Source organism: Bacillus sp. CR71 (assembly GCF_003429245.1).
GTDB classification, from domain to species: Bacteria; Bacillota; Bacilli; order Bacillales; family Bacillaceae_G; genus Bacillus_A; species Bacillus_A thuringiensis_S.
The window spans coordinates 5327152-5348468 of the sequence record NZ_CP031748.1 but is presented as its reverse complement, the minus strand read 5'-3'; the positions used below and the strand labels follow the sequence as shown (position 1 = coordinate 5348468).

The window sequence follows — 21317 nt, the reverse complement described above, 5'->3', positions numbered from 1 at the left end:
TATTTCAATATATCAACGTTTCGACAAGGAATATCGATTTGTCGACAAGATAAGACAAAAGAAAATTCTCACATACCCCAAACATTTTATAGGAACAGAGAACGACTAGGTTTAAGACAAAGAGACTGACAAATCCACTTGAACAATCAACCACTGAATTTTATATTAAACTTTTTGACAAATCCAACCCTCCCTCCACTATCTGGAATTCTTTCCTGCATTAGCAAAAATTTCTCATATAAAAAAGGGCAATCTTTTGCTTTTTCTCACAATGCGAGTACAATGTAAAATAGCAAGAAAAGACGAAAAGTATTTACAGGATTATTGTATGCGCATAGCGTAAATGGCAGTAAGGAACTGAGAGGAGGTTTTTTCTCTGAATATAAATAAGGAAACAATCATCCACCTTTATCATACAAACGATATACATAGTCATTTTGAAAATTGGCCGCAAATTTCTCGGTTTGTACAGGGAGAGAAAAAGCGAAGACAGGAAGCGGGAGAGACCGTTTTGACGGTTGATATCGGCGATCATGTGGATCGTTTTCATAGTATTTCGGAAGCGACGAATGGACTTGGTAATACGAAGCTTTTAAATGAGGCGTTATATGATTATGTAACGATCGGAAATAATGAAGGAATTACGTTAGCGAAGGAGCATTTGAATCGTCTATATGATGAGGCTGGATTTGAAGTGCTTGTCGCGAATTTATTTGAAAAAGAAGGTGTACGTCCGGAGTGGGCAAAGCCTTATAAATTACATACAACGACAGATGGGATTACGATTGCCTTTATCGGGTTAACGGTAGCTTATCCAGAGTTCTATCATATGCTCGATTGGCATATTGAAGATCCGCTTATCCATTTAGAGTCTATTTTAGAAGAAGTGCGAGATGAGGCTCATATTACAGTTGTCCTTTCTCACCTTGGAAAAAGCATGGATGAGTATATGGCAGAGCATTATGATATAGATGTGATTTTAGGTGCGCATACGCATCATTTATTTGAGCGTGGTGTTCTTATGAATAATACGTTACTTTGTTGTTGTGAAAAGTGGGGGCGTTACGTTGGTCACGTACAGCTTACTGTGGATATAGAGACGAAGAAACTACTGAAAAAAGACGGTAGAGCAATTAAGACGGAACGGTTAGGGGCTTATAGCGAGCCGTTATCCACAATTGAAATACTGCAGGAAGAAAGTAAGCATATAATGGCAGAGCCTGTCGTTCATTTAAAAGAGTCATTACCGGTTGATTGGTTTCATGAGGCGCCGTTTTCTCATATGTTAGCAAGTGCGCTGAAAACATGGTGCAGTGCAGAAGTTGGAATGGTGAATGCTGGTGTACTTCTTGAAGGATTAGAAGAGGGTGTTGTAACGCGCGGAGATATTCACAGAATTTGTCCACATCCAATTAATCCGTGTGCTTTGAAAGTTCCAGGAAAGATATTAAGAGAAGTTATTTTGAAAGCACGTAAACCGAATATGGAAAACCTTGAGGTAAAAGGATTCGGATTTCGTGGAAAAGTGATGGGGAAAATGATTTACGCTGGTGTAGAAGTAATTCCAGATACGATTCCTGGGAATAAAATTTTATTAGAAGATGTATTGATTAACGGCGAATCGCTGGAGTTAGACCGTATATATACAGTAGGAACAATTGATATGTTTACGTTTGGATACTTATACCCAGAGCTATCCACACTTTCTAGCAAACAATATTATATGCCAGAACTACTTAGAGATGTGTTAACAGATATGTTAATAACTTATACATCTTCCGTTAAACTATAGGCTAGTTAACTTGTAACACTCATTTTTCTCTTGTCATACAGATAAGAAAGAGAGGAGTGTGAACTATGGTTAATGTGGAGCCAATTATAATTGATAATTATACGTTTATTGCGGTTAGCGTCAAACTTCCAAAGACGAATTTGCTAGCTGTAATGAGCGATAAAGGATATATTATGTGTGGTGCATTAGATGTAGGTCTTTTAAATGAGAAGTTAGGTGATCGAGGAATTATTGCTGGCCGTGCGGTTGGTGTAAGAACGATTGAACAACTTCTTGAAGCGCCACTAGAATCGGTAACGACTGGAGCTGAAGCATTAGGCATTCCAGCAGGAACGATTGGAAAAGAAGCATTATTAAAAATGAGATAAGCATATATCGTCCCTCCTTCTTGCATAGAAATGATATAAGAAGGAGGTTTTTTTATGAGTATATTTCGCTCGAAAAACTCGCGGTTTCGAAAGGGACCTATCGCCTTTCGGTATATACTGCTTATGTCGTTTATTCTTTTTGTTATATTACTTACGCAAGGGCTGTGGATTGTGAATAATAGTATTCAGCCGACCTTAATTAAATATGGAGAAGTAGAGACAAAGAAAATGGCGACGGCAATTATGACGAAGGCGGTAAAGGATCGAATTAATGAAGGATTCGATGTCGATTCGTTAATGAAAGTACAAAATGATAAAAACGGGAAAGTATCCACAATTAATTTAAATACGAAGCAAGTAAATGAAATCGTAACGTCAACGACTACGTACATAGAAAAATATTTGCAGCAAGTAGAACAAGGGAAGTTGAAGGAGCTAGGTATTTCTGAAAAAAACGGGGCGACTATGGCAGTTCCTTTTGGGCGTGTAACTGATAATGCGCTTCTTGGTAATATAGGACCAGATATTCCGATTCAGTTCACGCCAATTGGGCATGTGAATACAGATATTAAACAAAAAATTGAGCCGCACGGGATCAACACTACAGCGATTCAAATTGTTATGGAAATGGAAGTAACGTTGCAAGTAATCATTCCATTTCATACGAAAGAGATAACGGTGAAACAAAATGTTCCGATTGCGACGCGTATCGTTCAAGGGGAAGTGCCTACGTATTATGGAAGCGGAAGTGTTGCTGTACCTGATAAAAAGAAAACAGATAGTTAATTGCATATAAAGTGAAACTTGAATCAATCGGGCTTTTACTGGATAAAAAATAACCGTAGCAATGCGCTACGGTTATCGTTTTGTATTTGCTCGTTCTTTGCGTTCCCAAAGGCTTAAATGCATATATGGATCGAAGGCCCATTCTGTATAGCCATTGTCTTTATATATGCCAAAATGTAAGTGGGGTGGGAATTTTCCGGCTGTACCAGGGGGGCCATAGCCAGTGCTACCAACAAACCCGATTACTTTTCCGGGCTCAACAATTTGTCCAAGCTGTATTTCTTTTGAGAACCCGCCTAAATGAGCGTAATAATGGTAATTGTTATGAAGGTCGCGAATACCAATGCGCCATCCACCAAGGCGGTTCCAACCTTTCGTTTCAATAATGCCATAGCAAGTCGATCTTACTGGCACGCCATATCCGGCAAAAATATCGGTTCCTTCATGAACTCGTCTGCCCCCAAAACTTCTTCCAGCACCGAAAGTACTACGGTAGCTATGGTCACTACGAATCGGAAGAGGAAAAGCATTTCCTTCTAAATTAATACGTCCATAATGTTTATAAATTTGGGCGTATTCGCTAATTAAATCAACTGTTTTTGCACGTCTATAATATTCCCAAAGCATAATTTTAATACGGTCTTCTGACGTTCCTTGTTTCCTTAAAATAGTCGCTGCGGTATGCAGAAGATCACGGTCGCTATTTGCATTTGCAAATCCATCTTTGTCACCATCTAAACCTATTCCGCCAAATAGAGAAATTGTATGGGGGAGAGTGTCGTTACTATTAACAGGTCCAGCCCATATTTCTGGTTTGAAATAAAGGGAAATGATGGCATCTGGTTTTTTTGGAATATCTTTTCTTACGCTCCGTATATTTCTTTCATATTGATCCATTGCAGCTAAGTAATACCATGGAATGCCTGAAGACTGCTCGGTTTCTTTATATAGTACCATGCGCTTTTCGTATATGCTTTGCTGATTATCTTCACCGTAGGCGATGTTTTGGTGGAGAAGAAAACAAATAGAAAGCAAAAGAGAAATTTTTCGAAGCATGAAATAGACTCCTTTCACAACATCACTCTTTTTAGTGTGGGATATACGGAGTATTTCATTATAGGGAACGATTGGAAAAAATCTTAGAATCTTCATTTGAGCAAATCGCTTTCATACGTTAGAATAGATATGTTACATTGAAAGAAGCGAACACGGTAAACTATTTCATATTGTGCGGAGTTGATAACCATGACAAAACAAACAGAATATAAGCGCAAGCCCGAATGGTTGAAAATTAAGTTAAACACGAATGAAAACTATACAGGCTTAAAGAAAATGATGCGTTCTAAGAATCTTCATACCGTTTGTGAAGAGGCAAAATGTCCGAATATTCATGAATGCTGGGCTGTAAGAAAAACAGCAACATTTATGATTTTAGGTGCGGTTTGTACACGCGCTTGTCGTTTTTGTGCGGTTAAAACAGGCTTACCAACTGAGCTTGATTTACAAGAACCAGAACGCGTAGCAGATTCAGTAGTACAAATGGGCTTAAAGCACGTTGTTATAACAGCGGTTGCACGTGATGATTTAAAGGACGGCGGAGCAGCTGTTTTTGCTGAAACAGTACGAGCAGTACGTCGTAAAAACCCATTCACGTCTATCGAAGTATTACCATCTGATATGGCTGGGGTAGAAGAAAACTTAAAAATGTTAATGGATGCAAAACCAGATATTTTAAACCATAACATTGAAACAGTACGTCGATTATCTAACCGAGTTCGCGCTAGAGCAAAATATGACCGTTCATTAGAGTTTTTACGTCGAGCAAAAGAAATGCAGCCTGATATTCCAACTAAATCGAGCATTATGGTCGGCTTAGGTGAAACAAGAGAAGATTTAATTGAAGCAATGGATGACTTACGTGCAAACAATGTGGATATTTTAACTCTTGGACAATATCTACAACCATCTAAGAAGCATTTACCAGTTATTAAATATTATCCACCAGCAGAATTTGCAGAGCTTAAAGAAATTGCACTTAGCAAAGGATTTAGCCACTGTGAAGCTGGCCCACTTGTGCGTTCTTCTTACCATGCGGACGAGCAAGTACGTTCTGCAAAAGAAAAAACAGCAGAAGCTAAATAATGAAAAAAGAGAGCTAACGATTAGCTCTCTTTTTGTTTGTACTCTAAAACGGTATTTGGACATGTTAATAAAATCTTTTTTAATTCTTCTGTGGATAATTCAATTGTAAATTCAGGAACACCAGGTGTAATTAAAATTTTATCGTACGTATAAACGGAACTGTCCACAATAATTGTTACATCTTGTGAATAACCAAAAGGAGCTACACATCCTGGAGTACAGCCAGTTTCCATTCTTAGTTCATCAGGAGAACAGAGCGATAAGCGTTCTCCAGTTATTTCTTTCATCTCTCCTCGGTTAAGCCGAGTTCCTTCTAACGTAAAAAACACGTAAAAATTTCCAGATGTTGATTTTAAAAATAAGCTTTTACTTGGAGTACCTTGTAAGCCAAGTCTCTCACGTACAATCCGATCTGTCTCATAATCGAGTACCGGTTCGTGTTCGAACTTTTCATAAGAAACATTTGTTTTATGTAGTAGAGCAAGTACGTCTTCGTACATATGAAATAATACCCCTTTCTATTGTTAGAACAGTCTCTTCTCGTGGCGTCAACTGAATATTTTTGAAAGGGATATTACTTGGACGATGCTTTCCATAAGCGTGTTATGATACATTGTTCGTCGATTGTAATTTCGTAAATATCAGGATTCGTTAAAGCTCTCCATTCATTAAAGCCAATCGTATGATCAAAATGCTTTAAAATGAGTGTAAGTAAATTGCCGTGTGTAACAAGTAGTGTTGTCGTATGGTTTAATTGTAAAACATCTTGAATAAGCGATATGGCACGGTCTGTTGCTTGTTTTGTTGACTCTCCGCCTGAAAAGGCAATATCTATGTTCGTAAAAGTGGATTCTAGTTTTTGCATCCAATCATCCATTGGAACGTTGCTCAATATGCGTTCAGTTAATCGTTCATCTTCTTGGATAGATAAGCTAGCTTGGAGCGCATAGGGCCGAATGGAATCGATAGCTCGGACAAATGGGCTTGAAATAATATGATCGATTTGTAGATGATTTTCTAAGAGGAATGTAGCAAGGTTATTTGCTTGATCTTTCCCATCGGTCGTTAATTCAGCATCACGTTTTTGCCCAGTTGCTGAACAATGTCGTATTACAATAATTTTCTTCATAATTCATCCCCATCTTTCAAGTTGACGCTATATACTTCGACAAATGTGGAAATAATTCCTTTTTATTGGAAACGGCATATGGATTTAAATATGTGGAAAAGTAATGTGGATAATAAAAAATTGAGGTGCAATGATGAAAAAAATGATATGTATCATATTCATTATTTGTTTTCTTACGCAATTGTCCACAACATATGCAGAATGCAACCAAAAACTAAATTATCCAAGCAATCGAAATAAGTCATTTGTGAGTGAGGATGTTTTTTATAAACAGTTAGATAAGAAAATCTATAAAGAATATAAAAATGCAGCATATAGTGTTCGGAAAAAAATCTTATTTAAAGAAGTGCCTGATGAAGAATTTTCTTTCCTAAAAAAAACAGCTGTCGGTTGTCGAAGTAGAGTGGTGCTTCAAGATTTTTTTGTTCACCCTGATCGCCAAGTTTATTTTTTCGCTTCTTTTACTCAAAATGAAGTAGAAGAGTTTCATAAGTACATCGTTATAGATGCAGAAACAAAGAGGGAGCTAAAGGAGGGTAAAAGTTATCATCATTGTGATAGTCCTTATAAAAAATAACCCACCAACCGGTGGGTTATTTTTTTACTCTGGTACACTCATTAATTTCTCTTTCATTTTGCGAATAAGAACGACAGCACCAATTGTACACAGAAGTGTAATTCCTTCGGCAACAAAGATATTGATTGTCTTTGTTTGGTAAAGTGCCGCAAAGAAGTCTACAAATGCGTGGAATAGTATAGCGTATACTAGGAAGATATATTTCTTCTGTTTTACTGCGTATAAAACAAGCATTGTAAAGGCGATTTGAAGCACGAGTGCCATAATTCTTTCTACGCTACCAAGGAAGTATAAGTAGGCAGGTTGCTGAATTAACATGTCTTGTAAAATGCTGAGTTCGGGTTTTTGTTCAATCAGTTGAGCGAAGCTACCATCGTTAATAGAATTAGCAAAGATTAATGCTTGTAATGCAGAAAAACCGCCAATTAAAATAGATTCAATTCCGCCGTGACCAATTCCATAAGCGAAGCCATCTTTATATTCTAGATATTTTTTTAGTAAGAAGAAGAAGGCAACGAAGCGTCCTAATTCTTCAAAAATACCAGCAGTCAATCCGCCATAAATTGCGAAGGCAAACGGATTTTCTAAAAATGGAGCGATTGTTGGATTACCGCGCATAAATAGGTGGAATGGTGTTTCAAGAATTTGGGTAAATCCGATAAAGATAAGAACACCAATGCCGACCACTTTCCAATTAATATTATATTTTTTACGGAAATAAACGAGTACGATAATTGGGACCAGAATCGAGACAATGAGTTGAAAGATGATGCTGGCAATTACAGTATTTGAAACCATACTTTCACCGCTTTCTAATATATGTACATATCTATTATGCATGAAATACGGGAGAGATGAAACTTTTAGAAAGAAAATGAATTTACTTATTGACTCTAACGTTGCGTCATACTTTATCGTATGTACTAAGGGGGAGATACACATGACAATGAAGGTAAAAGAAGTAGCTGATTTAGTTGGAATTAGTGTGCGCACACTGCATCATTACGATGAAATTGGGTTGTTAACCCCAGACGAGACGACAGAGTCTGGATATCGTCTGTATTCCAATGAAAATCTAGAGACATTGCAGCAAATTTTGTTTTTTAAAGAGCTTGGCTTCCCTTTGAAGAAAATTAAAGAAATTATCATGAGTCCATCATTTGATCGCGAAGAGGCACTACAGCTTCATAAGAAAATGCTTATTGAAAAGCGTGCCAGATTAGATAAGGTGATTGCGACGATTGATAAAACAATTCAGCATACAAAAGGAGAGATTGAAATGACGAACAAAGAGAAATTTGAAGGATTCGATTTCAGCCATAACCCATATGAAGAAGAAGCACGTGAAAAATGGGGAGACGCAGCTGTAGATAAAGCGAACGAATATGCAAAAGGTATGTCAAAAGAGAACCAAGAAGAGTTTAATACTATTTATAGAAATTTAGCGGTACTGAGACACGGTGCACCAGATTCTAAAGAGGCGCAGGGAGCAATCAAAGTATGGTACGATTACTTGCAAAACTTTAGTCACTATTCATTAGACGCTTTTAAGGGACTCGGTCAAATGTATGTCGCTGATGAGCGCTTCACGAAAAATATCGATAAGTTTGGCGAGGGGTTAGCGCAGTTTATGTGTGATGCGATGGAAGTTTATGCGGATCGTAATAAAAAGTAAAACAGGTGGAGATTTTCTCCACCTGTTTTACTTTTTAATCATATCATTCAAGGTCTGATCCCCCGTATTGTTCAAATGAGGATTTTTACTCATTTCACGTTTTAACATATCGAGGCTTTGCGTATATTCTGTATCATTTAATGCGCCAGATTGAAGGCCTTGAATTTGGGAAATCAACTTTTGGTCTGTTGATACATATGCTTTATAATAGCGAGGGACGATGGACAAGGCAGCTCTATATACTTGATCCGCTACAAGTTTCGGATCCGTTGTGTTTGCACGGTATACAACGAACACTTCATCATCAGTAACGAGTGTAGCAGCGTTTGTAACGTCAGGAAGTTTGACTGTCATGCTTGTAATCATTTCAGCGACTTTCTCGCGATTAATGGCCCCTACTTGTTTGTTAGATACTTCATGCTTTTGTTTAGAAGAATAACCGACTCTTGTGAGTCTTGTATTTGTATTTTCCGTATGATACATGTCGTTTTTATTGGAAACAAGAACACGGCTTCCTTCTTCACGTTCCATTTCAGCTTTGTTCGCTGATTGGCACCCTGCAAATAAGGAAATAGTGAGAAGGGAAAGTAAAATTTGTTTTTTCACGATGTATCACCTCCTTCTCCATAGCATGCACTAATTTTCAATTTTTTGTATTTGAAATTGTTGGTTGGTATGCTTTGTGATACGATAAAAAGAAGAATGCTTAGAGAGGAAGTTAATGATGGAGCAAAAGCAAGAGCAAGAGATTCATGCTACGGTGAGCATTAATAATGTTCAGTACGAAGTAATTAAAAACTTTCGTGACGGTTTTAGTGAAGAAGCATTTAAAGAGCGCTATGCAGAAATTTTAAATAAATATGATTATATCGTTGGAGACTGGGGATATGAGCAACTTAGACTGCGAGGATTCTTTGATGATAGTAACCAACGTGCGACATATGATACGAAAATTAGTACGTTAACGGAGTATTTATACGAGTACTGTAACTTCGGTTGTGCACACTTCGTATTACGAAAAGTGAAGAAATAAAAAAATCCTCTTACGATTGTAAGAGGATTTTTTGCATATTCTCATTTATAAACAAATCGAGATACGATCGCCTTCAGAAAGTATTGTATTTGGTTTCATTTGTTGCCGGGAAACATGATCATACTACAGATGCATTACGTTCCTTTTTGAGACTCCCAGGATTAAAGTCGCAAGCCTGAATCTTTGCGGAATGAAGGATGGGATTCTTGAATGACTAAACGTTCGCAGTCCATTTCTGTTTTGAACAGTCTTCAAGATGAGGGCATCTCATTGCCCCTCCTAAACCAGACCATATAGGTGCTTAGGCTGATTGACTGTTACCATCAATCACAGTTGCGTAGCGAATGTTCATCGCCCCAACGATATCACGATGTGTCTTAAATCCACATCGACACTTGTATTTTCTATCTCGCGCCTTGTTCTTTTCGGCACATTGCGGACAACTTTGACTTGTATAAGATGGATTCACATATTCAACTTGAATACCAGCTAGCATTGCTTTATACGCAATAAATCGTGATAAACGATAGAATGACCAAGTGTGTAGGTTTTTTTCGTTTTTACGGCTTGTTCTTGCCGTCTGTCTTATATTCGTTAGTTTTTCTAATCGAATGACAGAAATATGATTATCAACCGCAAAATTAATAATTTTACGACTTATTTTATGATCTTTGTCCTGCATCCATCTTTGCTCTTTATTATCTAATTGCTGAATGGCATTCAATTTTTTGTCTTTTCCTAACTTCTTACGAACACTACGAAACTGACGCTTCTTATATTTGTTTTGTCTACCATTCCCAAAGAAACGAACCTTATCATCATCTGTGATTGCTACCGCAGGGACCTTGAGGCCTAGGTCTATCCCTAAAATTTTCGTTCCTACTCCTTCATTCGTAGGAAGTGTGACAGATATTTGGGCCATCCACTTATTCGATTTCTTTGTGATACGAAGTGTGCCTAACTTATGTTTTAACAAATTTAAATTGCGATTGTTTTTATCGACTAATAAAGCGCGTACCTTTAAACGAGTTGACTTTCCATTTATCATTAACGGGATAGAAATATGATTGTAATCGAAGGAATAATTTTGATTGTTCCATACGCAAATAGGCTTCTTTAGAATCGGAATAGTTTTATAATTGCTCTTCTTTACTTTTGTAGCAAACAAACTTTTCGCATCTTTAATCGCTTGATTCTTCACCGCGCTTGGGATATTCGCTTTAATATCTTTTGTGCTTTTCTTTGTACTTTTCTTTGCTTCAACCATTTCTGATACAAGTGTATTTATAACTTTGATATATTCATGGCTACTTTGTTCCAATAAACGAATTTGTACTTTTGTTGGAATCAATTTCACTTTCACTGTCAGGGTCTGTGACATATGTTTCATCCCCTTATTTTTGGATTTCCGGCATCGGTTATTCGATAAGTTTTTAGCAACATGTTGAAATGTTCTTCTATCAATTACTTATTTCCGGAAAACTACAACAGGAAAAAGACAGAAGAAACTACTTATACTTTGGCGTTCCTTCTATCTATTTTTAATTATAATACATCAAATTGAATATTAAAAATATTTATAATAGAAAAACACCAGCTAAAAACTGGTGTTTGAGATAAATTATATAAGTTCAAATAAAAATGAGCGTAATTCTTCTGCAATTTCTTCAGTCATAGAAAATGCGTGCTCTAAGTAGCCTGGTTCGTTTAAATCGTCAGCACCGATAATTGCAAATTTATTACTTTGCATATCAAGTACAATTGTTTTACCGTAATGACGATCGGAATATAAAAGCGCTAAATCATGACGCTCATTTTCTCCCATAAAGCTAACGAAACGAGTTTTTGTAGCGACAGTGTCGTCGTACAGAAAGAAACGTTCTTCCATACACATGGCTCCTTTTATTAAATATCTAAGTTTAAGTGTGGCTTATGATCTAAATGGTGATGCGTTTTAATGAATCGTACTGTTCTTGTTTTGTAACGCATTACGATAGAGTATGTTTCAGCTAAATCTCCGCCTAGGAATTTCACGCCGTCTAATAACTCACCAGCAGATACACCAGTTGCTGAGAAGATTGCATCATCACCAGATACTAAATCGTCTAACATAAGAAGTTGACGAGGATCTTCTAATCCCATTTCACGACAACGAGCTTCTTCTTCTTCGTTCATTGGAACTAAGCGAGCTTGCATTTCACCTTCAAGGCACTTTAATGCTGCTGCAGAAATAACACCTTCTGGAGCTCCGCCAATACCTACGAATAAGTCGATGCCCGTTCCAGGTAGTGCTGTTGCGATTGACGCACCAACATCACCGTCACCAAATAATTTTACGCGTGCACCTTTTGCACGAACACGGTCAATAATATCTTGATGACGCTCACGTTCTTGAACGATAACTGTTAGATCACGAATCTTTTTATTGTTAGCTTCTGCTACAATTTCAATTGTTTTTTCAATTGGATCATCTAAGCTAATTTTACCAGCTGCTTTTGGACCAACCGCGATTTTTTCCATGTACATATCAGGAGCATGAAGAAGGTTCCCTTTGTCTGCGATTGCAATAACTGCCATTGCATTTGCAAGACCTTTTGCAACGATGTTTGTACCTTCTAATGGGTCAACGGCGATGTCTACTTCTGGACCGTTACCTGTTCCTAGTTCTTCACCAATATACAACATCGGTGCTTCATCAAGTTCTCCTTCACCGATTACAACTGTACCTGCCATGTTTACTGAATCAAACATATCACGCATTGCTGTAGTTGCTGCATCATCTGCTTCGTTCTTCTTTCCGCGGCCCATCCACTGTGCGGATGCTAATGCTGCTGCTTCTGTTACACGGACAATTTCTAGTGCGAGTTCACGTTCCAAGATTTCATTCCTCCAATTTCAAAAATCATACAAATATAACTATAACAAATAACGGAGAAAAGGTGAATTCGAAAAATTGTCGATTTTTTCAGAAGAAAGCGTTACAATTAAAATGTAAATGCTTTAATTTCCAGGTAGGTGACATTCATGTATTTTGTAGACAGAAAGAAAATAGAACAAATGCTAGTATGTTTAGAACGAGCAACAAGTACATTTCAAGAGAAAAAGATATATGAAACCGAGTTTGAATTTTACGCATTAGAGCGCATAGCCCATCTTATTATTGATACTGTATTAGATGTAGGAAATGCGATGATTGATGGATTTATTATGCGCGATCCAGGAAGCTATGAAGATATTATTGATATTTTAATGGATGAGCGAGTGATAAGTGAAGAAGATGGACAAGGGATGAAAGAAATTATCCTTCTTCGAAAAATGCTTACGCAAGATTATATTCAAATGAATCATGATGAATTATATAAGACGATTCAAAAACATATTGCAGCGGTAGAAAAATACCCAGCAAATATTCGCAGTTATTTAGAAAAGGAATTAGGACCTGTATCTGCATTTGTACCAGAATAATTATGCTTATAAGATCCCCAGAGAATGCCTTTTGGGGATCTTATATTGTATGTGAGAAAGAAAAGGGAGAAGGGTGAAGTATGGGGGAAGCACGTACTACGAAAGACGAGATTGTACAATTGTTGAAAGTAAAGGGAGAGCACACAGTAGCGGAACTAGCTGACGTTTTAGAGATTACAGAAATGGCAATCAGAAGACATTTAAGTAATCTTGAGAAAGATGGACTCATTTATTCTAAGATGGTAAGGCAACATGTCGGAAGACCAACTTATTTGTATGGATTAAGTGAAAAGGGAGAAGATACATTCCCGAAAGAGTATAAGCAATTTGCGATTGATATGCTAGAAGATTTAGCTCGGATGGGCGATGAAAAAATACTTCAATATGTTTTAAAAGAAAGAACGAAGCGTATGGAAGAACAGTTGCAAAAGCGAGTGAGTAATCAAAAGAATTTAGCATATAAAGTGCAAGAGATAGCAGCTATGCAAGAGAAAAATGGTTATATGGTTCAAATAAAGAGAGATGGAGAGAAATCTTTCGTAATTGAAAAACAAAACTGTCCGTTAAAAGAAATTGCAGAGAGATTCCCACAAGTATGTAAAGATGAAAAAGAGATGTATAAGCGTTTATTTACGAACGCAGATGTGAAAACGCTAGCAAACATGTGCGAGGGCGATTGTAGTTGTTCTTACCAAATAAAAGAGAAAAAATGAACGTTATGGGGCGCTTTAAGGTAAAGCGTTTTTTTCTTTGTAAAAAGCGGGTAATATAAGAGTGGTATGATAAGGTGAGAACGTTAGCATAAAAGGAGAGACATAATCGATGTATAAAGGTTACTTAATTGACTTAGACGGTACGATGTATCGCGGGGAAGAACAAATTGAAGAAGCAAGCGACTTCGTCAAAGCATTAGGAGAGCGCGGCATTCCATATTTATTCGTTACGAATAACTCAACTCGCAAACCAGAACAAGTGGCAGAAAAGCTTGTTCGTTTCGATATTCCAGCGAAAGCGGAGCAAGTATTCACAACGAGTATGGCGACTGCGAACTTCATTTATGAACGTAAACAAGATGCAACTGTATATATGATTGGTGAAGAAGGCTTACACGATGCACTTGTGGAAAAAGGATTTGAACTTGTGGATGAAAATCCTGATTTCGTTGTTGTTGGTTTAGATCGTGACATCACATATGAAAAATTAGCAAAAGCGTGTCTTGCTGTGCGTAACGGCGCAACATTTATTTCCACGAACGGAGACATTGCAATCCCAACTGAGCGAGGATTATTACCAGGTAACGGTTCATTAACATCAGTTGTAGCAGTATCAACAGGTGTGGATCCAATCTTTATCGGAAAACCAGAATCAATCATCATGGAACAAGCGTTAAAAGTTCTTGGTATAGGAAAAGATGAAGCATTAATGGTTGGGGATAACTATGATACAGACATTTTAGCGGGAGTAAATGCTGGCATGCATACGCTTCTTGTCCACACTGGAGTCACAACTGTGGAGAAGTTAACAGAATATGAAGTACAACCAACGCAAGTTGTGCATAACTTGACGGAGTGGATTGAGAAGATGTAATGAAAAACAGGTAACCGAAGAGGTTACCTGTTTTTTTTTATTAAAACGCACGATTCACAACATCTTTAACTTCTTCAAGATATTGTTTACGCACACCATCATCCACAGAAGGAACACTAGTATAGAATGTGTGCTCAATTGTTTCAATGCCTGTAAATTCAAAAATACCAACATCTGCTGTTTTCTTCATTGCGTCAAACATCCCGCCTGCTGTGTATGCTTCTTTCGTATTGCCCATTGTAGATAATAACAATCCTTTTTTACCGCTTAATAACTTTTCAATGCCGTTTTCACCGTAAGCATAAGCGAATCCATGGCTAAATACACGGTCAACGTATCCTTTTAAAATAGCAGGAAGTCCCGCCCACCAAACTGGATAAATGAATGTAATGCTATCAGCCCAAGAGATATGCTCTTGCTCTTCTTTAATATCTTCTGGTGTGTTTCCTTGAGAAAATGAGATGAAATCGGAAGCGCTTAATACTGGATTGAAGTTTAATTCGTATAGATCGCGAACGCGTACTTCATGACCTTTTTCTTCTAATTCACTTTTTACCGTTTCTAAAATTGCATGGTTGAAGCTTTCTGTATTTGGGTGTGCATAAACGATTACATGTTTCATTGTTCTTCCTCCTATTTTGTGGATATGTGAATAGTTATTTGTATATATGTAACCGTTATGGTTACTCCTTTTATGGAAGTCAAGTAATACATATGTATAAAAAGACGCTCAAAAATCGCCTTTTTATACCCCGCTCATACAAAGTACAAAGAAGACAAATAAAATAATGACAAGACCAATGCCGAAGTTAAATACGAGAGTGCTATCCATATATGTAGCCTCCTTGTTTGAAAGTAAAAAGCACTCTAGTTAAGAGTGCTTTTTTATTTTGAATCTACTTTATAACTTTTAGAAAGTGATTCATGCGTGTAATGATTTACATTATTTTATGTATTTATACTTTGAAATGAGTAAGTCCTTGTGGGATATAGAAAAAAAGACACTCTTTCGAGTGTCTTTTAAGATGACAAAATGTGCCAATTGCTTGAGGTTGATAAGACGCTAATTTCCGTGTTAGCGCCTTTTCTTTAATCAAGAAGTGTAGCAACAGCGATTCAAATAAATTGTACCATTTGTTTAATTGTGGTGCGTATGCAATTGTGCATATTTTAATCATGAGGTAGGTAATGAACTGTGAATAATTTGAAGTGATTTATTTACGATTTCTTCTGCGGCATATATGCCGATTGCGTCTGTTTTTAAAATATGGGATTGTAAGTTATCATGCATTGCTCCTAACTCACCATGAAGTGGTGCGAAGGCATGGTTCGCCTTTTCAAGCATGCATAAATCAAGTAAAGAATCCCCAGCTGTAATAATCGTATCTATTTGCAAAATTTCTTTTATATATTGCACGGCATCCCATTTGTTAATTGGTTTTGGTACAAAGTATAGCTTCCTACCTTGAAGTGAATGATTCCAGCCTTGTTTGTCTAACCAGGAAGTGAAGGATGATAATTCATCATAAGGAATGTTCTCCCGTTTAATGATGCAATAATGGAATAGATCATCGGCTGTTTTTTGTGATATAACCCAATCTTTATGAGCAATTTGTCCAAACTCCTTTAGTATGTCGTTTCTCTCTATACATTCAACCGATAGTCTTTCTTTTACTGTCCTGTTCCAAGTACCATCTTGTTTACCGTTATGAAGGATATTACCGCCGTTACTTGTAATGGCATATTCGGGAATGATTTCGTTTTGGAATAAAGTAATACGCTGAAACTGCTCAATAGTTCTTGTTGTAACTGGGATGAAATGTGAGTGCAGTTGTAATTTTTTTAGTAGTGAAATGGTTTTATGTGATATGAAAGAAATTTCTTTCCCATCTAAAGTTTCAATGAGTTGAATTGATTCATCTTCTATAGGGGCACGAAACGATTTCCGGGAATAAATAAGCGTTTGATCAAGATCACTGGCAAAAATCATAACGTTTCCCTCCTAAGAGGCTTAATGAGCCCGCAACATGAATAAGTCATATTCTCATAGATTTCAATAGGGACATTCTTTTCTTTAGCGAGAAGTAAAATATGCTTTAAATCGGGATTGTTTTGCTTACATATTAAAATTTTCCACGGTATTCTCCGGAGTAATACGCGAGTTGTTTCGCCGACTCCTGGTTTAATTAAGTTAATATCGTCAATTTCAAAGTGACTTTGGATAGACTGTATATCTTTTAATCCTTGCCAAGAGGGATCAGTGTAAGTTGAAGTAATATAACGTAATTGATTATCTATATGAGAATGAACAGAAGGGAATAAATCTGTCACCTCATCAACGAAGAAATTTGATAAGTCTTCTTGTTCTAGCTCTTTATAATATTTAACACCATGAAAATCATTTGGACCAATATAGGTATTATTTAGTACAGTGCGGCTAATGAGTCCAGAGACGGTTGCATTTAAGCAAGCGCTAGGAATAAGAAAATCTTCACGTGTACCGTAAATTGAAGTACAGTAACCGGGATCAGCAAGCACAGCCATACAATGAGAAATGTGTGTATTATTTCGTTCGTTAAATGTGTGTACTGCATATTCTAATTCTTTTTTTATTGCACCTTTCCCAGTCCATCCATCAATGAATTGAATTGTTTCTTTAGGGTGATGTTCCAAAATATAATGGAGTGCATTTTCATCAATACCGCGTCCGCGAACAATAGAAATACAATAGTGAGGTACATCAAGGTTGTATTGATAGCGTATGTAGCGTTTTATAAGAATGCCAATAGGTGTACCAGCACGAGCTAATGAAACGAGGACAAGGTTAGTTCCTTTAGTCTGTATAATTTGTTCGGCGACAACTCCAACAGCGATGGCTAGTTTGTGTTTGTATTGTTGCAGAGAAGAAAAGAATAAATCCATATACGCTTTAGATGGTTTATATTCCATTGGTAACATTTCAGAATAATGTGTGCCAGCTTGAATTGCTTGTTCTCTAGTTTCTGTGGAACTTTCTTTCATTAAATCACTAATATCTTTTAATAGAAAAATAGCATCATTTGGATCATAACTACTAATGTGAGAATTTACTTTTACCATAATTATCAACCTTCCTTTTCTATGCTATTTGAAAATGAGACGATATGAATAAAAGGAATAACTGTTTGTAACTGCTGTAGAAGAGGAGATAGGGCTTCTTCTCCTAAATCACGTTCAATAAAAACAAATACTTCATCGTAATCATGAGGTGAAATATTATAAAAGTAATTTGTAATAGTAGAATCTTCAGGACTTGGATATGAGAAATGATTATGAATGGCGTAGTTCACATCATTTGAAACAGGATGGATAGGGCTTCTTGTTGTAGATTGATATAAAATATTATCACCCATTTCAGCAGCAATTTTCATTGGGATATACATAAATTCACCCGTTCCGAGGCAGAGTGTTCGTTTTCCAATTCTTTCTCTTTTTAAAGTTTTTCCTGCTTCTTGAGCGAAAGAATGAATGTGCTGTTGTTCATATGCTGAAATGCCAAATCGCCCAGTATATTTTATATAATTTGATGTATAGGGTAATTTTGGGCAGGTAAGGGTATGTTTTTTGAAATCAGGTTTTGTTTCTTCAATTTGAATATCTGTTTTGGCAATATTCAATGGTTGGCCAGTTGTATGAATACTGCCTTCTAATAAAGAAATAACATGAATCTTAATTTGAAGTTCGTCTTCTAATTGTTTAAATTGTCTTCTATTAGTATGAGAACGCCAGTCTAATAAAGAAGCAATAATATATTCTTCTCGTGGGAATTTATTTTGAATCGATCTAATAATATTTAATGCTGTTTTTCCTGTTGTCATCTCATCATCTACGAGAACAATAGGATTGCTGTTTTGAAAAAAGCTTTCATCCACATAACAACGGTGCGATGTTGCATGAGAATGTTCTTCCTCAAATGTAATGACAGATTCTAGGTGGGGTATCGATTCCCTAGTTGTATGTACATACTTTGCATTTTGAAAGCATTGAAACATAGAATGACCAAGTGCTGTCGCTGTCTCAGCGAATCCGATGAACAAAACTTCTTCTTGCAGAGGATATTGATAACGAAATACTTCCTCTGGGATTTCATGAATTTCTAATGAAATGAGATTTAAAATTTCTTTTTGAAATGGATGAGAAGTATTATGTAGCATTTCCATATATCTTGCAGCGAGAGCAAATCCACTTGATAGAGAGACTGCAGGTTTAATAGGAAGATGCTTTCCAAGGATTGTACTCACAAATAAAAAACTACGTTTCTTATTTATTCTAGCAGCCATTTGAAAAAGATTGTCTAGCGCTAAGTTATATGGATTATCACGTACTTCTACATGAACTTGTATATTATTTAAAACGTTATACGTGTTGCTTTGCGTTTGTAATAAGGAGATCGGTGAATTGTTTGTTTTCATGTAGCACCCCATAAATATTAGATTTTAAAATGGTTTTGCGAGCCCAGCCATAATGCGGCTTTACTTCATTCATTTTGTTAGAAAAACTGCTTTTTAGCACTCCATTATACGTATCTGCATTTTGTAAAATTGACCTCGCATCTAAATAATCTTCCATTGTGACAATGTGCATTGCCTGTACAACTTTAATATGAGATGGGTGAATAACTGTCTTTCCGATTAAGCCATTTGCATGGTCAAGTGATACCTCTTGAATGAGCCCTTCTTCATGATCATTAGAAAAATATTCCCATACACATCCTGAAATAATATATTCATTTGTTGCCCTTGAGAAAACGTTAATAATGTCTGAAATACAATCACGGACAACAGTAATATGATAGATAGGTGTGTATTTATTGCGCCGAATACTAAATATACTTGAAAAATCAGTAGCACCAATACGTACATTTAAGATGTAATCGTGATAAGAATCTAGTAAATCTTTTATTTGTAATAATGATTCTGCCCGTGTTTCCTTATACATAATTTCTGGTGATTCTAAAATCGGCATGCCATATAGCGATAATGAGTATAACTCGTTTATACATGCAAGCTGATCGATATAAGTCTTTCCGTTAATCGGTGTGAATTTTGGAAAGACAAAACCACATAAACAATGAACAGCACTACCTAATTCAGTAACAATTGTCTTCATTTGACTTGGCTGTCGAACTCTAATAAAAAGAAGTGGGATGTCTGCTTGATTTAGTATGTTGGCACTGACTAAGTTGGCTATTTGCTGTATTTGAACGACGATGTTTTGCTCTGCAAGTTTTACTTCTTCATCGCTGATAGCGTCCTCTAGACAAAGAATAATTGAGGTAGCATCCACATGTTTCTTTCTAATTATATCTTCCGCAATCGTTTCTTTCGTGCCAGGAGTATATAGTGTAGCGCCTAGTGCGTAAGCTAGTTGTTCTTTTCCTATATTTTTTGAAAAACTAAGAGGTTCTTTATAGAAAAAATTTTGCCGTTCTTCTGAGGAGAGATAAGAAAAGTAATTCAAATTGTCACCACCTTATTTGTAATGATTCTGTTTAATCGTAACATAATAAGAAAAATCTTCCATAAAATGAAGCGAGAAATTAAAAAAATATATTGAGAAAGATGAATTATAAGATGAATATCGAATATTGTTAATAGAAATATAATAGGGGGAAAGAGAAAGTGGATATACATAAGTTAACAGAGGAAGAAGCAAATGAGATAAATACGTGGGCGTACGAGGAACCATATAATTTATATAGTTTTTCAGGCCAGAAAGAAGTAATAAGAGAATTATTAGATGGAACTTATTATGGCTGTTGTAACGATCAAGAAGAGTTCATCGGCTATTTTTGTTTTGGAGAAAATGCACAAGTACCAGGTGGAAGAGATGCTAATTTATATGGTGGAGAAGATGTGATTGATATCGGACTTGGCATGAAGCCAGATTTAACAGGGAAGGGAATGGGAGAAATGTTTTTTCAAGCTGGAATAGCGTTTGCTGCTAAGGAATTTAATTCGAAGATGTTTCGATTAAGTGTAGCAACATTTAATACAAGAGCGATTACGTTATATAAAAATATCGGATTTAAGCAAGGGTCTATTTTTTTGAGTCGTGGAAGAGAATTTATGCTTATGGAATACGAAAGACCGTCAGCATGAAACTGACGGTCTAGAAAACATTATTATTCCGAGTGATCAGCTCGGTGCGCTAAACGGCTTGAGGCAGCGGCAGCAATTCCGCCAACGATATCGTCAAGGAACGTGTGCACTTTTCCAGTTGATTTATCATTTAAGTATTCTAAAATACCAGGTTTTAATTTATCGATATATCCAAAGTTCGTGAAACCGATAGATCCGTATACATTCACGATAGAAAGTGCGATAACTTCATCAATTCCGTATAAGCCTTCATCACGTTTTACGATATCTTGTAACGGCTCACTTAGCATTCCTTTTTCAGCAAGAACATCGAGTTCGATACCTGTAATCAGTGCGTTTTGTACTTCACGTTTTGATAGTACACGTTCTACATTATAACGGCATTCTGACATCTCTAAATTTGGATGATATTTTTTTTGAAGAAAATGAACAAGTTCAGCAATATCGTCAATTGTTACACCGCGTTCTTGTAATAGTTGTAATGCTCTTTCTTGTAGTTGATTTGATTCTTTCATGTTTATCACCTTTTTTTCTTTTTAGTATTTGTATACGTTTCGTTGCTTTATCATGTGCATAGGAATGAAAGGCGAGCACAAGCTCATATATATAAAGAAAAACCATAG

Annotated in this window: 25 protein-coding genes; 11 read left to right on the top strand and 14 right to left on the bottom strand. The window is 36.5% G+C overall.

Features of this window, described 5'->3' with window-relative positions; genetic code table 11:
• The first annotated feature begins 376 nt into the window (after positions 1 to 376).
• From DOS87_RS27140 to yunB, 3 genes are all read left to right on the top strand, one after another.
• Positions 377 to 1792: a bifunctional metallophosphatase/5'-nucleotidase gene (locus DOS87_RS27140; protein WP_153587256.1), complete on the top strand. Its 1416-nt coding sequence runs from the start codon at positions 377 to 379 to the stop codon at positions 1790 to 1792.
• A gap of 65 nt (positions 1793 to 1857) precedes the next feature.
• Positions 1858 to 2160 (top strand): YunC family protein, encoded by a 303-nt coding sequence (locus DOS87_RS27135; RefSeq protein ID WP_000248466.1) that lies wholly within the window; start codon positions 1858 to 1860, stop codon positions 2158 to 2160.
• Between the two features lie 54 nt (positions 2161 to 2214).
• A complete protein-coding gene (gene yunB / locus DOS87_RS27130) occupies positions 2215 to 2946 on the top strand; it encodes a sporulation protein YunB (RefSeq protein ID WP_000021796.1) in 732 nt (243 codons plus the stop codon).
• A 72-nt stretch (positions 2947 to 3018) separates the two neighbouring features.
• On the opposite strand, the gene DOS87_RS27125 is transcribed toward yunB, so the two are convergent.
• Positions 3019 to 4002, bottom strand: a complete 984-nt coding sequence (locus DOS87_RS27125; protein WP_000944693.1) for a M23 family metallopeptidase — start codon at positions 4000 to 4002, stop codon at positions 3019 to 3021.
• A 189-nt stretch (positions 4003 to 4191) separates the two neighbouring features.
• On the opposite strand from DOS87_RS27125, the gene lipA reads away from it, so the two are divergent.
• A complete protein-coding gene (lipA, locus tag DOS87_RS27120) occupies positions 4192 to 5088 on the top strand; it encodes a lipoyl synthase (RefSeq protein ID WP_000166367.1) in 897 nt (298 codons plus the stop codon).
• Positions 5089 to 5108: 20 nt separating this feature from the next.
• Here the strand turns inward: lipA and DOS87_RS27115 are convergent, their stop codons facing one another.
• Both DOS87_RS27115 and DOS87_RS27110 read right to left on the bottom strand, forming a co-directional pair.
• Positions 5109 to 5588: a YbaK/EbsC family protein gene (locus tag DOS87_RS27115; protein ID WP_000272753.1), complete on the bottom strand. Its 480-nt coding sequence runs from the start codon at positions 5586 to 5588 to the stop codon at positions 5109 to 5111.
• Between the two features lie 74 nt (positions 5589 to 5662).
• On the bottom strand, positions 5663 to 6217 hold the full coding sequence (locus tag DOS87_RS27110) for a histidine phosphatase family protein (RefSeq protein ID WP_000721045.1): 555 nt from the start codon (positions 6215 to 6217) through the stop codon (positions 5663 to 5665).
• Positions 6218 to 6359: 142 nt separating this feature from the next.
• Here DOS87_RS27110 and DOS87_RS27105 point away from each other — a divergent pair, with 142 nt between their 5' ends.
• The gene (locus DOS87_RS27105) at positions 6360 to 6794 is read left to right on the top strand and encodes a hypothetical protein (protein ID WP_179883980.1); all 435 of its coding nucleotides are present in this window, start codon (positions 6360 to 6362) and stop codon (positions 6792 to 6794) included.
• A 24-nt stretch (positions 6795 to 6818) separates the two neighbouring features.
• Here the strand turns inward: DOS87_RS27105 and DOS87_RS27100 are convergent, their stop codons facing one another.
• Positions 6819 to 7634, bottom strand: a complete 816-nt coding sequence (locus DOS87_RS27100; RefSeq protein WP_002083707.1) for a YhfC family intramembrane metalloprotease — start codon at positions 7632 to 7634, stop codon at positions 6819 to 6821.
• Positions 7635 to 7734: 100 nt separating this feature from the next.
• On the opposite strand from DOS87_RS27100, the gene DOS87_RS27095 reads away from it, so the two are divergent.
• The gene (locus DOS87_RS27095) at positions 7735 to 8469 is read left to right on the top strand and encodes a MerR family transcriptional regulator (protein ID WP_000178111.1); all 735 of its coding nucleotides are present in this window, start codon (positions 7735 to 7737) and stop codon (positions 8467 to 8469) included.
• Between the two features lie 27 nt (positions 8470 to 8496).
• On the opposite strand, the gene DOS87_RS27090 is transcribed toward DOS87_RS27095, so the two are convergent.
• A complete protein-coding gene (locus DOS87_RS27090; RefSeq protein WP_000744128.1) occupies positions 8497 to 9075 on the bottom strand; it encodes a YhcN/YlaJ family sporulation lipoprotein in 579 nt (192 codons plus the stop codon).
• Between the two features lie 115 nt (positions 9076 to 9190).
• Between DOS87_RS27090 and DOS87_RS27085 the strand changes: the two genes are divergently transcribed.
• Entirely contained in the window at positions 9191 to 9502 is a 312-nt protein-coding gene (locus DOS87_RS27085) for a YutD family protein (protein ID WP_000970508.1), read from the top strand.
• A 301-nt stretch (positions 9503 to 9803) separates the two neighbouring features.
• Here the strand turns inward: DOS87_RS27085 and DOS87_RS27080 are convergent, their stop codons facing one another.
• The 3 genes from DOS87_RS27080 to glpX form a co-directional block, all read right to left on the bottom strand.
• Entirely contained in the window at positions 9804 to 10883 is a 1080-nt protein-coding gene (locus tag DOS87_RS27080; RefSeq protein WP_000084193.1) for an RNA-guided endonuclease InsQ/TnpB family protein, read from the bottom strand.
• Between the two features lie 240 nt (positions 10884 to 11123).
• Positions 11124 to 11390, bottom strand: coding sequence for a DUF3055 domain-containing protein (locus tag DOS87_RS27075; protein ID WP_000392611.1), 267 nt, complete (start codon positions 11388 to 11390; stop codon positions 11124 to 11126).
• Between the two features lie 17 nt (positions 11391 to 11407).
• Positions 11408 to 12379 (bottom strand): class II fructose-bisphosphatase, encoded by a 972-nt coding sequence (glpX, locus tag DOS87_RS27070; protein WP_000439090.1) that lies wholly within the window; start codon positions 12377 to 12379, stop codon positions 11408 to 11410.
• Positions 12380 to 12526: 147 nt separating this feature from the next.
• On the opposite strand from glpX, the gene DOS87_RS27065 reads away from it, so the two are divergent.
• The 3 genes from DOS87_RS27065 to DOS87_RS27055 all read left to right on the top strand — a co-directional run bounded on the left by DOS87_RS27065 (position 12527) and on the right by DOS87_RS27055 (position 14554).
• Positions 12527 to 12967: a DUF86 domain-containing protein gene (locus DOS87_RS27065; RefSeq protein ID WP_098425272.1), complete on the top strand. Its 441-nt coding sequence runs from the start codon at positions 12527 to 12529 to the stop codon at positions 12965 to 12967.
• An 80-nt stretch (positions 12968 to 13047) separates the two neighbouring features.
• A complete protein-coding gene (locus tag DOS87_RS27060; protein ID WP_000503340.1) occupies positions 13048 to 13680 on the top strand; it encodes a helix-turn-helix transcriptional regulator in 633 nt (210 codons plus the stop codon).
• Between the two features lie 109 nt (positions 13681 to 13789).
• The gene (locus DOS87_RS27055) at positions 13790 to 14554 is read left to right on the top strand and encodes a TIGR01457 family HAD-type hydrolase (RefSeq protein WP_000276470.1); all 765 of its coding nucleotides are present in this window, start codon (positions 13790 to 13792) and stop codon (positions 14552 to 14554) included.
• 40 nt (positions 14555 to 14594) lie between these two features.
• Here DOS87_RS27055 and DOS87_RS27050 read toward each other — a convergent pair whose 3' ends face one another.
• The 5 genes from DOS87_RS27050 to DOS87_RS27030 form a co-directional block, all read right to left on the bottom strand.
• Entirely contained in the window at positions 14595 to 15176 is a 582-nt protein-coding gene (locus tag DOS87_RS27050) for an NAD(P)H-dependent oxidoreductase (RefSeq protein WP_000683434.1), read from the bottom strand.
• 552 nt (positions 15177 to 15728) lie between these two features.
• Positions 15729 to 16544 (bottom strand): HAD family hydrolase, encoded by an 816-nt coding sequence (locus DOS87_RS27045; RefSeq protein ID WP_136983618.1) that lies wholly within the window; start codon positions 16542 to 16544, stop codon positions 15729 to 15731.
• Complete coding sequence (locus DOS87_RS27040) at positions 16541 to 17653, bottom strand: cysteine protease StiP family protein (protein ID WP_000241496.1); 1113 nt, start codon at positions 17651 to 17653, stop codon at positions 16541 to 16543. Before DOS87_RS27040 ends, DOS87_RS27045 begins: the two co-directional genes overlap by 4 nt.
• 5 nt (positions 17654 to 17658) lie before the next feature.
• Entirely contained in the window at positions 17659 to 19005 is a 1347-nt protein-coding gene (locus DOS87_RS27035; RefSeq protein WP_017763722.1) for a phosphoribosyltransferase family protein, read from the bottom strand.
• Entirely contained in the window at positions 18950 to 20053 is a 1104-nt protein-coding gene (locus DOS87_RS27030; protein WP_001106085.1) for an HpcH/HpaI aldolase/citrate lyase family protein, read from the bottom strand. The genes DOS87_RS27035 and DOS87_RS27030 overlap by 56 nt, the downstream gene beginning before the upstream one ends.
• A 161-nt stretch (positions 20054 to 20214) precedes the next feature.
• On the opposite strand from DOS87_RS27030, the gene DOS87_RS27025 reads away from it, so the two are divergent.
• A complete protein-coding gene (locus DOS87_RS27025; RefSeq protein ID WP_208730149.1) occupies positions 20215 to 20694 on the top strand; it encodes a GNAT family N-acetyltransferase in 480 nt (159 codons plus the stop codon).
• Between the two features lie 23 nt (positions 20695 to 20717).
• On the opposite strand, the gene DOS87_RS27020 is transcribed toward DOS87_RS27025, so the two are convergent.
• Positions 20718 to 21209 (bottom strand): phosphatidylglycerophosphatase A family protein, encoded by a 492-nt coding sequence (locus DOS87_RS27020; RefSeq protein WP_000665102.1) that lies wholly within the window; start codon positions 21207 to 21209, stop codon positions 20718 to 20720.
• Between the last annotated feature and the right edge of the window lie 108 nt (positions 21210 to 21317).

Coding starts and splice junctions, on each gene's coding strand:
- DOS87_RS27115 (WP_000272753.1), bottom strand. CDS start 5,588: ATGTACGAAGACGTACTTGCTCTACTACATAAAACAAATGTTTCTTAT.
- DOS87_RS27095 (WP_000178111.1), top strand. CDS start 7,735: ATGACAATGAAGGTAAAAGAAGTAGCTGATTTAGTTGGAATTAGTGTG.
- DOS87_RS27100 (WP_002083707.1), bottom strand. CDS start 7,634: ATGCATAATAGATATGTACATATATTAGAAAGCGGTGAAAGTATGGTT.
- DOS87_RS27035 (WP_017763722.1), bottom strand. CDS start 19,005: ATGAAAACAAACAATTCACCGATCTCCTTATTACAAACGCAAAGCAAC.
- DOS87_RS27055 (WP_000276470.1), top strand. CDS start 13,790: ATGTATAAAGGTTACTTAATTGACTTAGACGGTACGATGTATCGCGGG.
- DOS87_RS27110 (WP_000721045.1), bottom strand. CDS start 6,217: ATGAAGAAAATTATTGTAATACGACATTGTTCAGCAACTGGGCAAAAA.
- DOS87_RS27135 (WP_000248466.1), top strand. CDS start 1,858: ATGGTTAATGTGGAGCCAATTATAATTGATAATTATACGTTTATTGCG.
- DOS87_RS27045 (WP_136983618.1), bottom strand. CDS start 16,544: ATGATTTTTGCCAGTGATCTTGATCAAACGCTTATTTATTCCCGGAAA.
- DOS87_RS27020 (WP_000665102.1), bottom strand. CDS start 21,209: ATGAAAGAATCAAATCAACTACAAGAAAGAGCATTACAACTATTACAA.
- DOS87_RS27125 (WP_000944693.1), bottom strand. CDS start 4,002: ATGCTTCGAAAAATTTCTCTTTTGCTTTCTATTTGTTTTCTTCTCCAC.
- yunB (WP_000021796.1), top strand. CDS start 2,215: ATGAGTATATTTCGCTCGAAAAACTCGCGGTTTCGAAAGGGACCTATC.
- DOS87_RS27065 (WP_098425272.1), top strand. CDS start 12,527: ATGTATTTTGTAGACAGAAAGAAAATAGAACAAATGCTAGTATGTTTA.
- DOS87_RS27075 (WP_000392611.1), bottom strand. CDS start 11,390: ATGGAAGAACGTTTCTTTCTGTACGACGACACTGTCGCTACAAAAACT.
- DOS87_RS27080 (WP_000084193.1), bottom strand. CDS start 10,883: ATGTCACAGACCCTGACAGTGAAAGTGAAATTGATTCCAACAAAAGTA.
- DOS87_RS27085 (WP_000970508.1), top strand. CDS start 9,191: ATGATGGAGCAAAAGCAAGAGCAAGAGATTCATGCTACGGTGAGCATT.
- DOS87_RS27060 (WP_000503340.1), top strand. CDS start 13,048: ATGGGGGAAGCACGTACTACGAAAGACGAGATTGTACAATTGTTGAAA.
- lipA (WP_000166367.1), top strand. CDS start 4,192: ATGACAAAACAAACAGAATATAAGCGCAAGCCCGAATGGTTGAAAATT.
- DOS87_RS27105 (WP_179883980.1), top strand. CDS start 6,360: ATGATATGTATCATATTCATTATTTGTTTTCTTACGCAATTGTCCACA.
- DOS87_RS27050 (WP_000683434.1), bottom strand. CDS start 15,176: ATGAAACATGTAATCGTTTATGCACACCCAAATACAGAAAGCTTCAAC.
- DOS87_RS27040 (WP_000241496.1), bottom strand. CDS start 17,653: ATGGTAAAAGTAAATTCTCACATTAGTAGTTATGATCCAAATGATGCT.